The following is a 15523-nucleotide window of genomic DNA, read 5'->3' on the forward strand; positions in this document are numbered from 1 at the left end:
ATTGAATGGTATGTGGGAGTATAAAAAAGTCTACATACCTTTTTTTATATTCGAATTATGAAAGGAATCATTTTAGCTGGAGGATCAGGAACTCGACTTCACCCTCTTACATTAGCAGTTAGTAAACAACTTATGCCCGTTTACAACAAACCAATGATTTATTATCCATTATCAACATTGATGTTGTCAGGGATAAGAGAAATATTGATTATTTCAACTCCAGAACATCTTCCATTATTTGAGAAGTTATTGGGAGATGGATCTCGTTTAGGTTGTACTTTTTCTTATTCAGTTCAGGAAAAGCCTGAAGGACTTGCTCAAGCGTTTATCATAGGTGAAGAATTTATTGGTAACGATAAAGTTTCCTTGATTTTGGGAGACAACATCTTTTATGGGTCTGGACTTTCGAAATTATTACAAGCTAATAATGATGTGGATGGAGGTTGTGTATATGCTTACCATGTAACAGATCCAGAAAGATATGGTGTCGTTGAGTTTGATGAAAATAATAAAGCAATTTCTATCGAAGAAAAACCTGAAGTTCCTAAATCTAACTATGCAGTTCCAGGTTTGTATTTTTATGATAATGAAGTAGTAGAAATAGCCAAGAATGTAAAACCAAGCCCTAGAGGTGAACTAGAAATCACAACAGTAAATGAAGAGTACCTTAAAAGAGGAAAACTTCAAGTTGGTATTATGAACAGAGGAACAGCTTGGTTGGATACTGGTACTTTCGCTTCTCTAATGCAAGCAGGAGAATATGTTAGAGTAATTGAAGAAAGGCAGGGCTTAAGTGTAGGTTGTATTGAGGAAGTTGCCTACAGAATGGGTTATATCAATAAAGAACAATTAGAAGAAATAGCAGCTCCATTAGTAAAAAGTGGTTATGGAAAATATATTTTAAACATTTTAAAATAATTGAGGGGAATGAAAATAACATCAACAAAATTAAAAGATTGCTACATTATCGAACCTCAAATTTTTGGGGATGAAAGAGGATATTTTTTTGAAAGCTTTCACTTAAAAAAATTTACTGAAACGACAGGATTAGCAGTTAATTTTGTTCAAGATAATCAGTCATCTTCAACTTATGGAGTAATCAGAGGTTTACATTATCAGATAGGTGTACATGCTCAAGCCAAATTAGTAAGAGTGTTATCAGGAAAAGTAATTGATGTTGCTGTTGATTTACGTCCAGATAGTGAAACTTATGGTCAATTTGAGGCAGTTGAACTTTCCGCTGAGAATAGACGTCAATTGTTTGTTCCTAGAGGATTTGCTCATGGCTTTTCTGTTTTATCAGAAAGTGCAGAATTTGCTTATAAATGTGATAATTATTATAACAAAGAATCAGAAGGAGGAATTAAATACAATGACCCAGAATTAAATATTGATTGGCAAATTCCACTTGGAAAAGAAATAATATCTGAAAAAGATCAAGTTTTACCTCTCTTATCTGATTTGAAAAAGAAATAATGAAACATATATTAGTAACGGGAGCCAACGGTCAGTTGGGATCTGAACTTCAATTTTTATCAAAAAATCATAATGATTTTAATTTCACTTTTGTTGATGTAGATGATTTGGATATCACTGATCAGAACAAAGTGATACAGTATTTTGCTCAAGGTAAATTTGATGTCTGTATTAATTGTGCTGCCTATACAGCAGTAGATAAAGCTGAGTCAGATCAAGAGTTAGCTTTTAAAGTGAATGTATGTGGGCCAGAAAATCTTGCAATTGCTTGTGATAAAAATAATACTACCTTATTTCATGTTTCTACTGATTTTGTTTTTGAAGGGGATAGTTCAACTGCATACAGTGAAAATATGCAAACAAGTCCACTAGGAGTATATGGTCATACAAAATTGAAAGGAGAACAAGTTATACAACAAGTTCTCAAGAAATATTATATTCTAAGAACAGCTTGGTTATACAGTAGTTATGGGAATAACTTTGTAAAAACAATGCTTCGATTAGGTCGTGAAAGAGGTGAATTAGGTGTAATAGTAGACCAAATTGGAACTCCAACGTACGCAAGAGATTTAGCAAAAGCAATTTTATTATTAATCAATGATAATCAAGAATGCTATGGTGTCTATCATTTTAGTAATGAGGGTGTGGCCAGTTGGTATGATTTTGCAAAAACTATTTTCATGATGAAAAATATTGAAGTAAACGTAAATCCAATACCAACTTCTGCTTATCCGACGCCTGCTAAAAGACCAAGTTTTAGTTTGTTAGATAAATCAAAAATCAAAACAACCTTTAATATAACTATTCCTTATTGGCAGGAAAGCTTATTGAATTGTCTTAAGTTGATAGATTAGGAATCAACTTTTATTTACCTTTGTGCAATTATTATAAACAAAAAAATTAATATATGTCTTCTATTCTTATCACCGGAGGTGCTGGATTTATAGGATCAAACTTTGTTCCTTATTTTTTAGAAAAATACGAGAACTACCATTTAATCAACTTAGATAAGTTGACTTATGCAGGTGATCTTTCGAATTTATCGGAAATAGAAGGACACTCAAGGTATACATTTGTTGAAGGAGATATTTGTGATAGAAATCTTATCGAATCATTATTTGAAAAATATGATATTAGAGGTGTAATTCACTTTGCTGCTGAATCTCATGTAGATAATTCTATTACAGGACCAGAAGCTTTCATTAAGACAAATGTTCACGGAACATTTGTCTTAATAGATGTTGCTAGAAAGTATTGGATGAATGGTCCTTTTAACTATAAGGAAGAATATAAAGACTGTAAGTTCCATCATATATCAACAGATGAGGTATATGGTACATTAGGAAAAATAGGTTTGTTTACAGAAGAAACACCATATGCTCCAAACTCTCCATATAGTGCATCTAAAGCATCTTCAGATATGATTGTTCGATCATATTTCCATACTTATGGTATGAATGTAGTCACTACTAACTGTTCTAATAATTATGGACCAAAACAGCACAAGGAAAAGCTAATTCCTACAATTATTAGAAAGGCTTTAGCCAAAGAACCTATTCCGATTTATGGGGATGGGAAAAATATCAGAGATTGGTTATATGTATTAGATCATTGTAAAGGTATAGATTTAGTGTATCACACTGGTGCTCTAGGTGAGACATATAATATAGGAGGAAGAAACGAAAGAGATAACCTTTACATTGTCGATAAGATTTGCAGTATTTTAGATAGTAAACAACCTTTAACCAATGGTAAATCCTATAAAGAGTTGATTACTTTTGTAAAAGATCGTCCAGGGCATGATAGAAGATATGCTATTGATGCATCAAAGTTGGAAGGTGATCTAGGTTGGAAAGCTGATGAAGATTTTGAGAGCGGTATTGTTAAAACAATTGAGTGGTATTTAATATAAAAGAATTTTCAATTTATATATTGTATAAAAACATGAATTATAAAAAACCAAAAGTTATATCAGAAATTGGATGTAACCATATGGGACAAATGGCAATCGCAAAAGAACTTATTGAATTATCAAAGTTATCAGGTGCCGATGTAGCAAAATTTCAAAAAAGAACAAATAAAGAACTCTTAACTGAAGAACAATATAATGCTCCTCACCCAAATCCAAGAAACTCTTACGGAGACACTTATGGTGCACATAGAGAATTCTTAGAGTTTACAAAAGAACAACATAAAGAACTTAAAGAATATTGTGATAAGGTAGGTATTGAATATTCTACTTCAGTATGGGATGTGACGTCTGCTAAAGAAATTGTAGAAGTTAACCCTACATTAATAAAAGTACCTTCAGCTTGTAATAATCACTTTGAAATGATGAAAATTTTAAGAGATGATTATACTGGAGAGGTTCATATCTCAACAGGTATGACAAAGAAAGATGAGATCGAAACAATTATTAGTTTCTTTGAGGTGACAGGTGCTGCTAAAGATAGATTGGTAGTATATAATTGTACTTCTGGTTATCCAGTTCCTTTTGAAGATGTTTGTTTATTAGAAATTAATAATTTAGTAGATAAGTATGCAGACAGAGTAAAAGAAATTGGTTTCTCTGGTCATCATTTAGGTATCGCTATTGATATGGCAGCTTATACTTTAGGTGCATCTTGGGTTGAAAGACACTTTACAAAAGACCGTACTTGGAAAGGGACAGATCACGCTGCATCACTTGAAGTTACAGGGTTAATGAAATTGTGTAGAGATTTAAAGGCAACTCATCAAGCTTTGAATTTTAAGAAAGAAGAGATTCTACCTATTGAACAAGTTCAAAGAGATAAGTTAAAATATAGAAAGTCTTAATTTTCAATAATTATACTTTGAAAAAACTCATAACACTATACTATAATGGTATAGTGTTACTTATATTTATATAAATGAAAAAAATTGCATTTATTCCTGTACGCGGAGGTAGTAAATCAATACCCAAAAAAAATATTAAGTCATTCTGTGGTAAACCATTGGTGTATTGGACAGCTTTAGCTGCACAAGAATCAAGTTCTATTGATGAGGTAATTATTGCTACAGATAGTGATGAAATAAAAGAAGTTGTAGAACAGTTTAACTTTTCTAAGTTGAAAGTTTATGGACGTTCTGAAAAGAATGCTCAAGATCAATCTTCAACAGAGAGTGTTATACTTGAGTATTTGGAGAAGAATAATGAGATAAAGGATACCGATCAATTTATTTTAATTCAGGCTACTTCTCCTTTTTTATCGTCATTAGATTTAACTAATGGAATAAATAAATTAAAAGAGTCAGGTAAGGATTCCTTATTAAGTTGTTCTCAAGTTAAGAGATTCTTTTGGTCTGGTGAAGGAGTTCCTTTAAACTACGACTATAATAATAGACCTCGAAGACAAGATTTTGATGGTACATATATTGAAAATGGAGCCTTCTATATCAATTCTGTTGGAAATATAAAGAAACACAAAAATAGGTTAAGTGGGAATATTTGTGTTTATGAAATGCCTGAATATACCATGACTGAGATTGATGAACCAGATGATTGGTTCATAGCGGAACACTTAATGAAAAAATACTCTTCTGATATTTTACAATCTATACCTCTGGAAAATAAAGAGGGGGTAAAACTATTTTTATCTGATGTTGATGGTGTATTAACTGATGCAGGAATGTATTACTCTGAATCAGGTGATGAGTTGAAAAAGTTCAATACGCATGACGGAATGGCTTTTCAATTATTAAGCGAACAAGGGATAAAAACAGGTATAGTTACCTCAGAGAATACAAAAATTGTAGAGAGGAGAGCTAAAAAAATGAAAATAGACTTCCTTTACCAAGGAAAGAAACATGGAGGTAAATTAAATTCAGCTAAAGAAATTTGTAAGGAGCTAGGTATTTCTTTACAAGAAGTCGCTTATATCGGTGACGATATCAATTGTTTTGAACTACTATCAAGTGTAGGTTTAGCTGCTTGTCCTTCTAATGCTACTGATAAAATTAAAAATATACCCAATATCATTCAACTTGAAAAAGCTGGAGGGGAAGGTGCTGTTAGAGAGTTTGTTAACAAGATAATATGAAAAAAATAATTTTAAGATTAAAGAACTTAATATTTAACCTGGGTTCTTTAGCTGTAATATTTCCAATTTTCTTAATGAAAGATTTTTTATCTTCAAAAAAACAATCTGTCAGCATCAACAAGATCACTTGGTTTGGAGCTTATGGAAATGGAAATTTAGGCGATGATTTAATTTTTTATTCGCTAAAAAGATTACTAAATAAGAATGATATTGAGATTAATCTCTCTATAAGGGATTTTGAAAAGGCTAAGAATTATGGGGTTCAACTATTTTCTAAAGGTGAGCAGTTTTTTGATTTTTGGTCTTATAAAAAAAGAATTAAAGAATGTGATGCAGTATTCTTAGGGGGAGGAGGTTTACTCGAATATTATTACCCAAGTAAACAAGCCTATAGAATGCTTTTAATTTATTTATGCCCGTTGATGTTGGCTAGAATTTATGGAAAACCATCTTACGTAGTGGGAATGGGTGTCAATTCAGATAAAATTCAAAATTCATTTTTTAGATTTATTTATCGTTCTATTTTGTCTTCATGTAAGTTAATTATTACAAGAGATGAAAAGTCGAAAAACGGTTTGATAGGAAACGGTGTTGAAACCAATATAATTGCATCTTTTGATCCGGTATTAAGCTTAGATTTACCATTGAGAGAACCTTTTGATTCTAATAAAAAAACAATTGGCTTTTTATTATGGCCTTATTTTTTATGGCCTCACTTCTATGAGAATGCAGAAAGTTTACCGGAATCAAAAAGGAAAAAGCACGAGAATTTTGTAGAGCAGTTACAGCAGTCAATAAAGACCTTATCGAAGGAATATAATATTAAGCTTCTGACATTTCATTTTAGCGATACTATTTTGTATAAAGAATTGGAAATGACTTTTGAAGAAAAAGCTTCTTTAGGAACTTTCTTAAAATCAATAGCACAAGTCGACTTAGTTGTTTCAATGAGGTATCATGGAATAATTACAAGTGTTCTCAATGAAATTCCTGTCATTTCGATTGATGTGCAACAAAAAATGGATGCTATTATGAGAAATTACGATTTATATAATTACAATATAAAGGTTGATGATTTTTCAAAAGATACTTTGTTAAGCAAAGTGAAACACATTGAAGACAATAATGTTGATACACTAAAGAAAATACAAGACAAAAACAAAGAGGTAAAACAAAATATAAGGAAGTCTTACTCTGAAATTCTCTAAATATGAGTGAAGTAAAATCTGTTGCTGGTATAACAGTTTCTAAGTCCTTAAATCAAATAGGAGCTTTAGTTTTTGTTATTTATTTAGTCAGAATACTTAGTGTTGATGAGTATTCGACATTACGACAGTTTCTATTTTTAGGAGAATTTTGTGCCTCTATTATAGTTTTTGGTTTTGCTGATACCTTATTTTATTTTGTAGGCAAATATTCAGAAAAGAGTAATAAATTTATAGTTACACTATTCGTTTATTTAGCAATTGCCTCTATCTTATTAATTGTTATATTAATCTCGATCAAGGGTTTAATTTCCTATGGTTTTGATAATCCGTTATTTTCAAAGTTTTTAATATACTATGTTATAAATATTTTTTATCTAATTTTCTTACATTTTGTAACTAGTGTATGTGTACTAAATAAAAAGGTAAATTTACTATTATCTTTCTCGTTGGTCATTTTTGTTTTGAGGATAATTTGCATACTATTCTTAAATTATATACAACAGGATATAGATGACTTGTTTAAGTATATATTATTGTTTCATTCTTTTATAGGATTATGCTTTTTTATTTTTAGTATATTAATTCTTCCTCATTTTGACAGTAAAAATATTTTATTGAAGAAGGACGAGCTGAAACATGTACTAGAATTTAATTTACCTATAGGTACTTCAATTTTTGCTAGAAGGGTATATAATGTATTAGATAAATTTATTATTAGTCTTACTTCAAAAGTAAGCGAGCTGGGAGTATATGTAAATGGTACTCTAGAAGTACCCTTCATTGAAAATATCACTGTATCAATTAATTCAGTTTATTTGAAAAAGTTCACTGTATATAAGAGTGAAAATAAAAATGAATTAATTATTAAGGAATGGAGAGAAATAAATGCTTTACTTTTTTCAATCTTTTTTCCTGTCTTTTTGGCTCTGTTGTATTATTCTCAAGATATTATTTTATTTGTTTTTACAGATAAGTTTATCGGAAGTGTTATAATATTTCAGATTTTAACACCTAAAGTTTTATTAAGAGCTTTCCCTATGAGTTGTTTATTGATTCCCATAGGAAAGCAAAATGTAATATTTATATCATCAATAATATCTATAATTGTAATATTTATTTTAGGTTTTTTAGGGAGTTATTTTTTAGGATACATTGGGATGTCTATTAGTGTTCTATTTTCATTATTCACCGTGTTTTTTTATCAATTATATGTGATTAAGAAAGGGTTTTCTATGAAAATAAGTGGATTAATAAATTTCTTACATTACTTGAAAGTAGTTTCCTTATCATTAATCAGTTTGATTCCTATTTTAATTATTGAAAATTATTTCGACTTATATTTCATCTTGTCAGGGTGTCTTTTCGTATTGATTTATTTCTTATTAGGTATCAAATTCAAAATTCTAGATATTAACAAGCTAAAAAAAGTAACAAAATGAAAAAGAACCTGTGTTTTATTTCAAATTTTTACAAAACATTTTTCTTTGAACAAATTTCTACAAAGTTGGAATCTAAAGGATATTCAATTTTTTGGATTTGTTTTAGTAAAAAGATGTATGATTATTTATCTCAAACTGTAGATTCAAATAAGATATTACTTCTTAATAAAGATTTAATTGATAAGAAAAATGCACCTATTGCAGATTATAAATTAAATGAATTAGTAAATGGAGATAGATTCTTAAGGTATCAGCAAGATTGGTCTTATGACTATCTTAGTAATATCCAAAAACCCATTTACGACTTTATAAAAGATAATAATTTAGATTTTATTTTTGGAGAGGCAACACATTCTTATGAGATATTAATTAATAGAATGGTTAATAGATCAAAGGAACTTAATTGTCGTTATTTACACCCTCAATCTGTTCGAATTCCTCATAGAAGGTTTTTCTTTTTAAATGATGAATTCCAATATGAAATTGAAGGTAGTGATAATATATTAAATTCTAATTGGCAAAGTGAGTATAAGGAAATAGAAGCTAAGGTACCTGGTAGGGTAAAGCAGGTCGATTTTTCAGTTAAAAAAGAACTTAGCATCAGTGGTCACCTACAAAGAGCTAAAAGGTTTTTTACCAAAGAGAATATTGAATATGATCACCCTAGTGTAATATCTAATGATGCATTGAGGTCACAACATGCAATACAAAATGAAAAAAACAAGTTTGGTTATAAATATATATCAACAGACAATATTTCTATCTTAGAGAATAAAAAATTTGTTTTCTTTACCCTTCATATGCAACCTGAAGCATCTGTAGATGTCGTTGGGAACTATTATGATAATCAGTTACACATGATTAAACAGGTATGGAAATTTATTCCATCTGATTGGTATATAGTTATTAAGGAGCATTCAAATGCAATAGGAAATAGGTCCAAAGATTTCTTTAAGGACTTTAAAAAACATCGAAATGCGATCTTATTGAACGAAACGGAGAGTTCACATGAAGTAATTAAAAAAGCTCAATGTATTTTTTCAATTTCTGGTACTGTTGCATATGAAGCCGCTTTAATGGGTGTGACATCTTTTACTTTTGCAAATATATTTTTCAATAGGTTAGAGAATTGTCATAAAATTAGCTTAGAAGATTTTAGGAATTATCCTAACATGGAAGCTTTATTAGAAGCTAAAAAGGATGATAATAAAAATAAGATGAACGTTAAAATCTTTTCTGAATTTATTTATAAAGTTAGTTTTAATGGAATTGTAGATGCTCCAATAAATTCGGAGGATTGGTTAAATGAAGAGAATTCGGAAATAGTAGCAAATAGTTTTGAGAAGTTTATCAAACAACAGTAATAAGAAATTTCAGATTTCTATAAATAAATTGTTAGTTTCTGTACTCACTTTTACAGTTTCTTTGAGTGGTATAGTTTTATTTAAAATTGGCTTTAATATTAGACCCGTACATTTATTTCTATTAATAGGAATTTTTAGTGTTAATTTTGCTGCCATACCATTAAATAGAAATTTTTTCAATAAGAAAATTTCTATTTACTTATTGTTATTTCTATTTATTTGTTTGTTATCAAGTTATAATTCTTATGATATCAAATTATCATTTAAAATGTTTATTGCAATAGTAGTAAATATTTTATTTTCATTAATTGTATATATAATTATTAAAAAAAATGAAAATATTAGCTCATTTATTTTTTTAGTTAAAACAAATTTAAATTTAACATGTTCAGTTATAATTTTTCAATTTATTTTATCTTCTATAGGTCTTTATGAACCAGAACAATATGGGAGTAATGGCTTTTTTAAATTAGGTAGACCAACTGCATTTTTTGGAGACCCTGGATGGGTTGCATATTGGTTAATAATTTTAAGTGGAATATTATTTGAGTTTATAAGATTAGGCTTTTTATCTAGAAATTCATTGTTTTATTCAACTACCTTACTTTTTTTCGCATTCATAATTAATCAATCTAGAGTGACTATTGCTTTTGTTGTTTTAAATATTATTCTGATTTTATATTACGACAAAAGGAGTATTAAATATCTTTTAGTCATTTCATTTATTTCATTATCAGTAATGTTACTAATGTTAGTGTACTTCGACTTTATTGAAATACCTGAAAACTTATATTATGATATTGTTGACTTATCAAAAAATCCACGATTATATGATGCAAAAAATATATTAACTCAATTTGAAAAATCATATAATTATATTTTAGGCAACGGGCTTGGTTCATTATCTAGATTAAAATTAATATACCCTTGGAGAAATTATACAAATGCTCACAATGTGGTTATTCTACAAGTAATTAACGATTTAGGTTTTTTAGGATTGATGATATTTATGTTATTTTTTATGGAGTTATTCAAAATTTTCAAGTCGAGATTTTGTAAAATACTCTTTATAGAAATCATAATTTTATTGAACTTTCATAATATATTTCCTTATTTCCAGTTGTTTTGGTTTTTGCTAATATTACTTTTGTGTATTGATAGAGTCTATTGTAAACAAATTAAAAATTATGAATAAAGTAATCATTATTGACCCAGTAGGAAGTAAGGCAGGTATGGATTATTATAATGAACACCTTTTAGAAAGTTTACAAAATCAAAAAATTAATACTTACTTATCATCAAATTATAAAAGTAATTTTGTTGAAAAAAATCTCATGATTTTTTCATCAAAGCATTATAATAAAAAAATTAATAAGATAATTAACCTAATAAAAGGTTATTTTATCACCTTATTCTTTATGAAGAAAAATAATATTGATAATTGTATTATACATATTTTTTCATCTGAAATTAAAGATTTTATTTTAGTTTTTATAATGAATTTATTTAATATAAAAATCAATCTTATAGCACATGATATATCAGGGTTTACTAAAAATGATAATAAATTTATAAAGACATATTTATATAAGATTGCATCTAATATTGTAGTTCATAATAATTTTTCGAAAGAAAAACTATTGAATATTTTGCCTTATATAGATAAAAAGTTACAGGTAATTAAACATGGAGCATTTACAGATATGTATAATGCGGAATTACATAGAGGAGATTCTTTTGAAACTTTGGGGCTAGACCCTACTAAAAAATATGTTCTTTTTTTTGGTCAAATAAAAAAAGTAAAAGGACTTGATATATTGATTAAATCATTTTCAAAAATTAATGATGAAAATATTCATCTTATTATAGCAGGTAAAGTTTGGTATGATGATTTTACAATTTATGACGATTTAATTTCAAAATATCAACTTAAAAAAAGAGTTCATAAAATTATTCGATTTGTTACTGACAATGAACGTGAGCTTCTGTTTAAAATTAGTAGTTTTGTTGTTTTACCTTACAGGGAAATTTATCAAAGTGGTGTATTACTCATGGCTATGAGTTTAAAGATACCAGTAATTGCATCTTCTTTAGTACCTAATAAAGAAGTAATTGAGAATAAGAAAAATGGATTTCTTTTTGATGAAGAAGATGATCTTTCTAAGATTATAATTAAAAATATTTATAAAGGTAATTTATTAAATGAAATTTCTGAGAATGCTTATCAGACGATGTTGAAAGAGTTTTCTTGGGCAGAAATTGGACAAAAACATGCAGATTATCTTAAAAGACAAAAATAGGATTGGTGAATTTTTAGTATTGCTATTATTTTTATCATTTTTTTTTGAAAATCATATTTTATCGAAATTCTATATTTTTGTTTTTATATATTTTATATATTTGAGTAGAAAGAGAAGGTTCAGATTAAATTTTTCTTATGATTTTTTAGTTATTTCCTTATTTGGTTGTTGGCAACTTTTTACTTTGTTCTGGAGCGATTCATATAAAGAAGTAGAAACAAAGATATTTTTTGTTTTTAATTTGTTGATATTTTCGCACATACGTATTAATAATTTTACAAAGCTAGAAAAGTATATAATAATTGTTGTAAACTTAATTAGCTTATGGTTATTGATATTTTCATTTCATACTTATTTGGAAATGAGAGATCCAAGTGTTTTTTTTTATCATGAATTATCTGAAGTAATTAATTTCAATGCAATTTATTTATCTTTAATTATAGCATCTTCTGTTATATTTTATGTTAGTAACCTGAAATACACCCATCACTTACTATATATTATTTTACCCACTATTATAATAATACTTTTGTCATCAAAAAACGTAATAGTTTTATATTTGATAATCTTATTTTATTTTTTAATAAAACAATTGTATTTAAAAAAAAGAATTGTTTTCACACTTTTATTTCTTTTAACTTGTCTTATTATAAATTCAAACTTTTTACAAAAAAGGTTCTTAAATTTAAAAAAAATTGATTATCACAAAGTCTTATTTGAAGATGATGTGAGAGATATGAAAGTCCCTGATATATCAATTAGATTATTTCAAATTAGAGTTACTGGTGAAATTTTAAAAGAGAATCCTAAAATATTTCTTTTTGGTACAGGAATAGGTTCTTCTAAGTTTAAGGAACTTATTCTTCAAAAGTATGATAAATATAAGTTGACACATTATAGAAAAACGAATACTTTCATTTCTATCCATAATCAATTCATTTATACACTTTTTGAGTTAGGTGTATTAGGATTATTCCTATTACTTTTTACATTTGCTTTTTTTATTCTAAAAGCTATTAAAACCAAAAATACTTTTTTGTTAGTTCTTATGATGATTTTTATGAGTTTATCATTAACAGAAATGGTATTAGAAAGGCAAAAAGGAATAATATGTTTTATATTCTTTATTTATATTAGTATCGTAAGAAATCATGAAAATAGCAATATTAGGTACAAGAGGAGTTCCTAACAATCATGGAGGGTTCGAACAATTTGCAGAATATTTGTCAAAATATTTAGTAGATAAAGGTCATGAGACATATGTGTATAACTCACATGATCACCCTTATCAAAATTCAGAGTGGAATGGGGTTAAAATTCTTCATAAATATGATCCAGAATTTAAAATTGGTACAGCAGGACAGTTTATATATGATTTTAATTGTGTAAAAGATGCTCGTAATAGAAACTTTGATATAATATTACAGTTGGGGTATACAAGTAGCTCTATTTGGGGGTGGTACCTTCCCAAAAAGTCAGTTATTATCACCAATATGGACGGATTAGAATGGAGGAGAAGTAAGTATTCTCCAAAAGTCCGTAGATTCTTAAAATACGCAGAAAAGTTAGCTATAAATACAAGTGATTATCTTGTATCAGACTCTGTAGGAATCCAGGAGTATATACATGAAAAATATCAAAAGAAATCAAAATATATTGCCTACGGAGCAAACTTATTTCAAAATCCAAATTCCATAATACTAAAAGAATATTCTGTTGAAGAATGTTGCTATAATATGCTAATAGCTAGATTAGAACCTGAAAATAGTATTGAAGTTATTTTGGATGGAGTTAATGATTCTAATTCAAAATATCCATTTTTGGTTGTAGGCAAGCATAATACTGTTTATGGAGAATATCTAAAAGATAAATATAAGAGCGATGAAAGAATTAAATTTTTAGGGGGTATTTATAATATTGATGCTCTAAACAATTTAAGATATTATTCCAATATTTATTTTCATGGTCATACAGTAGGAGGAACAAATCCCTCTTTATTAGAAGCTATGGCTTCAAATTCTTTGATTTGCGCCAATAATAATATTTTTAATAAAGCAATTTTAAAATCTGAAGCTCTATATTTTAATAATAGTAATGATGTTAAAGTGATCCTTGAAAATACAAATAAATCTGATTATCAGGATATTTTAGAAATTAATTGTAATAAAATAATTAATGAATTCGATTGGGATATTATTAATAAGCATTATCTAGACTATATGGAAGATTGTTTCAAAAAGGGAAAATAATTAATTAAATTTACGCCTTCAAGAATTTTATAGAATGACGGGCAAATCAAGATATTTACAACCTTTTAACTTCCTAGCAGATATACTTCTATTTAATATTGCTTTTATATCTGCTACATGGCTGAAGTTTAATATGCTAGAGCCTCCTCTTGAACAGGATGCTTACACTATGCTTTGGATATTTTCAAATCTAGCATGGGTTATCGTTGCTATTTCAATCAAACCACATACTTTTCACAGAACGCAACGTGTGGCTAAAGTTTTAAGAGGTTATGCTTATTCAATTGTTTGGCATGGAATGGCTATATCTACTTTCGTAGTAGGTATTAAGTTTGGAAGAGTTTCCAGAGAGTTTCTATTGAACTTGTATTTAATATGGACACCACTTTTATTCGTAACTAAAATTATTGGTATATACCTCATGCGTATGTATCGTCGTCAAGGTTTTAGTTATAAAAATGTAGTAGTTCTTGGGTATGGCCCACTTGCAATAGAAATAAGAAAGTTCTTTAGGGTTCACCCCGAATATGGTTTTAGATTTTTAGGTTTCTTTGATGATACATCAAAAGAAATGTATGTCGAAGGACAACTGAAAGATTTTAAAGCATTTGCATTAGAAAAGGATGTGAATGAAGTTTACTGCTGTATCCCATATATCAATTATGAGTTAATTCGAGAGTTAATTGATTGGGGAGAGAGTCATATGATCAAAGTGAAGTTGATTACAGATTTTAGAGGATTTGCTTCAAAAGGTATTACCCTTGATCGTTATGATGAAATACCTGTATTAGATGTTTCTCCAGTACCTTTAGATGATCAGCAAAACCAGTTTATTAAGCGTGGTTTTGATATAGCTTTTTCTTTTTCAGTAATTCTTCTTTTGATGTCTTGGTTAACTCCATTGATGGCATTAATAATAAAATTAGAATCTAAGGGACCTGTGTTCTTTAAACAGAAGAGAACCGGTAAAGATGGTAGGTCTTTCTGGTGTTATAAATTCAGGTCTATGGCCGTGAATTCAGATTCTGATGCCAAACAAGCAACAAAAGGGGATATGAGAGTTACTAAGGTAGGTTCATTTATTCGTAAAACGTCCATAGATGAACTTCCACAGTTTTTTAATGTATTTCTAGGTTCGATGTCCGTTGTTGGTCCTAGACCGCATATGCTGCGCCATACAGAAGAGTATAGTCAGAAAGTAGAGAAATTTATGGCAAGACATTTAGTTAAGCCAGGTATAACTGGATTGGCTCAGGCGAGAGGTTATAGAGGAGAAACAGAAAATGATCCATATGCTATGAAGGGACGTGTGAAACTTGATCGTTTTTATGTAAATAATTGGTCGATGTGGTTTGATGTTCAGATTATTTTAGATACAGTCTTGGGAATTATTAATGGTGATGAAAAGGCCTATTAATATTTCGAA

Annotated in this window: 14 protein-coding genes; all 14 read left to right on the forward strand. The window is 28.5% G+C overall.

Annotated features, from left to right (window positions below; genetic code table 11):
• Nucleotides 1–57: 57 nt before the first annotated feature.
• Nucleotides 58–918, forward strand: a complete 861-nt coding sequence (rfbA, locus tag KMW28_RS01725; RefSeq protein WP_169664750.1) for a glucose-1-phosphate thymidylyltransferase RfbA — start codon at nucleotides 58–60, stop codon at nucleotides 916–918.
• Nucleotides 919–927: 9 nt separating this feature from the next.
• Nucleotides 928–1476 (forward strand): dTDP-4-dehydrorhamnose 3,5-epimerase, encoded by a 549-nt coding sequence (gene rfbC / locus KMW28_RS01730; protein WP_169664749.1) that lies wholly within the window; start codon nucleotides 928–930, stop codon nucleotides 1474–1476.
• Nucleotides 1476–2330, forward strand: coding sequence for a dTDP-4-dehydrorhamnose reductase (rfbD, locus tag KMW28_RS01735; protein ID WP_169664748.1), 855 nt, complete (start codon nucleotides 1476–1478; stop codon nucleotides 2328–2330). Before rfbC ends, rfbD begins: the two co-directional genes overlap by 1 nt.
• 53 nt (nucleotides 2331–2383) lie before the next feature.
• Complete coding sequence (gene rfbB / locus KMW28_RS01740; protein WP_169664747.1) at nucleotides 2384–3388, forward strand: dTDP-glucose 4,6-dehydratase; 1005 nt, start codon at nucleotides 2384–2386, stop codon at nucleotides 3386–3388.
• A gap of 32 nt (nucleotides 3389–3420) precedes the next feature.
• Nucleotides 3421–4293: an N-acetylneuraminate synthase family protein gene (locus KMW28_RS01745; protein WP_169664746.1), complete on the forward strand. Its 873-nt coding sequence runs from the start codon at nucleotides 3421–3423 to the stop codon at nucleotides 4291–4293.
• Nucleotides 4294–4367: 74 nt separating this feature from the next.
• A complete protein-coding gene (locus KMW28_RS01750) occupies nucleotides 4368–5537 on the forward strand; it encodes an N-acylneuraminate cytidylyltransferase (RefSeq protein ID WP_169664745.1) in 1170 nt (389 codons plus the stop codon).
• Nucleotides 5534–6745, forward strand: a complete 1212-nt coding sequence (locus tag KMW28_RS01755) for a polysaccharide pyruvyl transferase family protein (RefSeq protein WP_169664744.1) — start codon at nucleotides 5534–5536, stop codon at nucleotides 6743–6745. The genes KMW28_RS01750 and KMW28_RS01755 overlap by 4 nt, the downstream gene beginning before the upstream one ends.
• Before the next feature lie 2 nt (nucleotides 6746–6747).
• Nucleotides 6748–8184 (forward strand): lipopolysaccharide biosynthesis protein, encoded by a 1437-nt coding sequence (locus tag KMW28_RS01760; protein ID WP_169664743.1) that lies wholly within the window; start codon nucleotides 6748–6750, stop codon nucleotides 8182–8184.
• Nucleotides 8181–9548: a hypothetical protein gene (locus KMW28_RS01765; protein WP_169664742.1), complete on the forward strand. Its 1368-nt coding sequence runs from the start codon at nucleotides 8181–8183 to the stop codon at nucleotides 9546–9548. The genes KMW28_RS01760 and KMW28_RS01765 overlap by 4 nt, the downstream gene beginning before the upstream one ends.
• Nucleotides 9549–9816: 268 nt before the next feature.
• Complete coding sequence (locus KMW28_RS01770) at nucleotides 9817–10743, forward strand: O-antigen ligase family protein (protein WP_169664741.1); 927 nt, start codon at nucleotides 9817–9819, stop codon at nucleotides 10741–10743.
• Nucleotides 10736–11848 (forward strand): glycosyltransferase family 4 protein, encoded by a 1113-nt coding sequence (locus KMW28_RS01775; protein ID WP_169664740.1) that lies wholly within the window; start codon nucleotides 10736–10738, stop codon nucleotides 11846–11848. The genes KMW28_RS01770 and KMW28_RS01775 overlap by 8 nt, the downstream gene beginning before the upstream one ends.
• The gene (locus KMW28_RS01780) at nucleotides 11820–13037 is read left to right on the forward strand and encodes an O-antigen ligase family protein (RefSeq protein ID WP_169664739.1); all 1218 of its coding nucleotides are present in this window, start codon (nucleotides 11820–11822) and stop codon (nucleotides 13035–13037) included. Before KMW28_RS01775 ends, KMW28_RS01780 begins: the two co-directional genes overlap by 29 nt.
• Nucleotides 13000–14097, forward strand: coding sequence for a DUF1972 domain-containing protein (locus KMW28_RS01785; RefSeq protein WP_169664738.1), 1098 nt, complete (start codon nucleotides 13000–13002; stop codon nucleotides 14095–14097). Before KMW28_RS01780 ends, KMW28_RS01785 begins: the two co-directional genes overlap by 38 nt.
• A gap of 34 nt (nucleotides 14098–14131) precedes the next feature.
• Nucleotides 14132–15514, forward strand: a complete 1383-nt coding sequence (locus tag KMW28_RS01790; protein ID WP_169664737.1) for an undecaprenyl-phosphate glucose phosphotransferase — start codon at nucleotides 14132–14134, stop codon at nucleotides 15512–15514.
• The last annotated feature ends 9 nt before the right edge of the window (nucleotides 15515–15523 follow it).

The sequence above is a fragment of the Flammeovirga yaeyamensis genome (assembly GCF_018736045.1).
GTDB classification, from domain to species: Bacteria; Bacteroidota; Bacteroidia; order Cytophagales; family Flammeovirgaceae; genus Flammeovirga; species Flammeovirga yaeyamensis.

Coding starts and splice junctions, on each gene's coding strand:
- KMW28_RS01760 (WP_169664743.1), top strand. CDS start 6,748: ATGAGTGAAGTAAAATCTGTTGCTGGTATAACAGTTTCTAAGTCCTTA.
- KMW28_RS01770 (WP_169664741.1), top strand. CDS start 9,817: ATGTTTATTGCAATAGTAGTAAATATTTTATTTTCATTAATTGTATAT.
- KMW28_RS01745 (WP_169664746.1), top strand. CDS start 3,421: ATGAATTATAAAAAACCAAAAGTTATATCAGAAATTGGATGTAACCAT.
- KMW28_RS01790 (WP_169664737.1), top strand. CDS start 14,132: ATGACGGGCAAATCAAGATATTTACAACCTTTTAACTTCCTAGCAGAT.
- KMW28_RS01780 (WP_169664739.1), top strand. CDS start 11,820: ATGCAGATTATCTTAAAAGACAAAAATAGGATTGGTGAATTTTTAGTA.
- rfbC (WP_169664749.1), top strand. CDS start 928: ATGAAAATAACATCAACAAAATTAAAAGATTGCTACATTATCGAACCT.
- rfbA (WP_169664750.1), top strand. CDS start 58: ATGAAAGGAATCATTTTAGCTGGAGGATCAGGAACTCGACTTCACCCT.
- KMW28_RS01775 (WP_169664740.1), top strand. CDS start 10,736: ATGAATAAAGTAATCATTATTGACCCAGTAGGAAGTAAGGCAGGTATG.
- KMW28_RS01750 (WP_169664745.1), top strand. CDS start 4,368: ATGAAAAAAATTGCATTTATTCCTGTACGCGGAGGTAGTAAATCAATA.
- rfbB (WP_169664747.1), top strand. CDS start 2,384: ATGTCTTCTATTCTTATCACCGGAGGTGCTGGATTTATAGGATCAAAC.
- KMW28_RS01755 (WP_169664744.1), top strand. CDS start 5,534: ATGAAAAAAATAATTTTAAGATTAAAGAACTTAATATTTAACCTGGGT.
- KMW28_RS01785 (WP_169664738.1), top strand. CDS start 13,000: ATGAAAATAGCAATATTAGGTACAAGAGGAGTTCCTAACAATCATGGA.
- rfbD (WP_169664748.1), top strand. CDS start 1,476: ATGAAACATATATTAGTAACGGGAGCCAACGGTCAGTTGGGATCTGAA.
- KMW28_RS01765 (WP_169664742.1), top strand. CDS start 8,181: ATGAAAAAGAACCTGTGTTTTATTTCAAATTTTTACAAAACATTTTTC.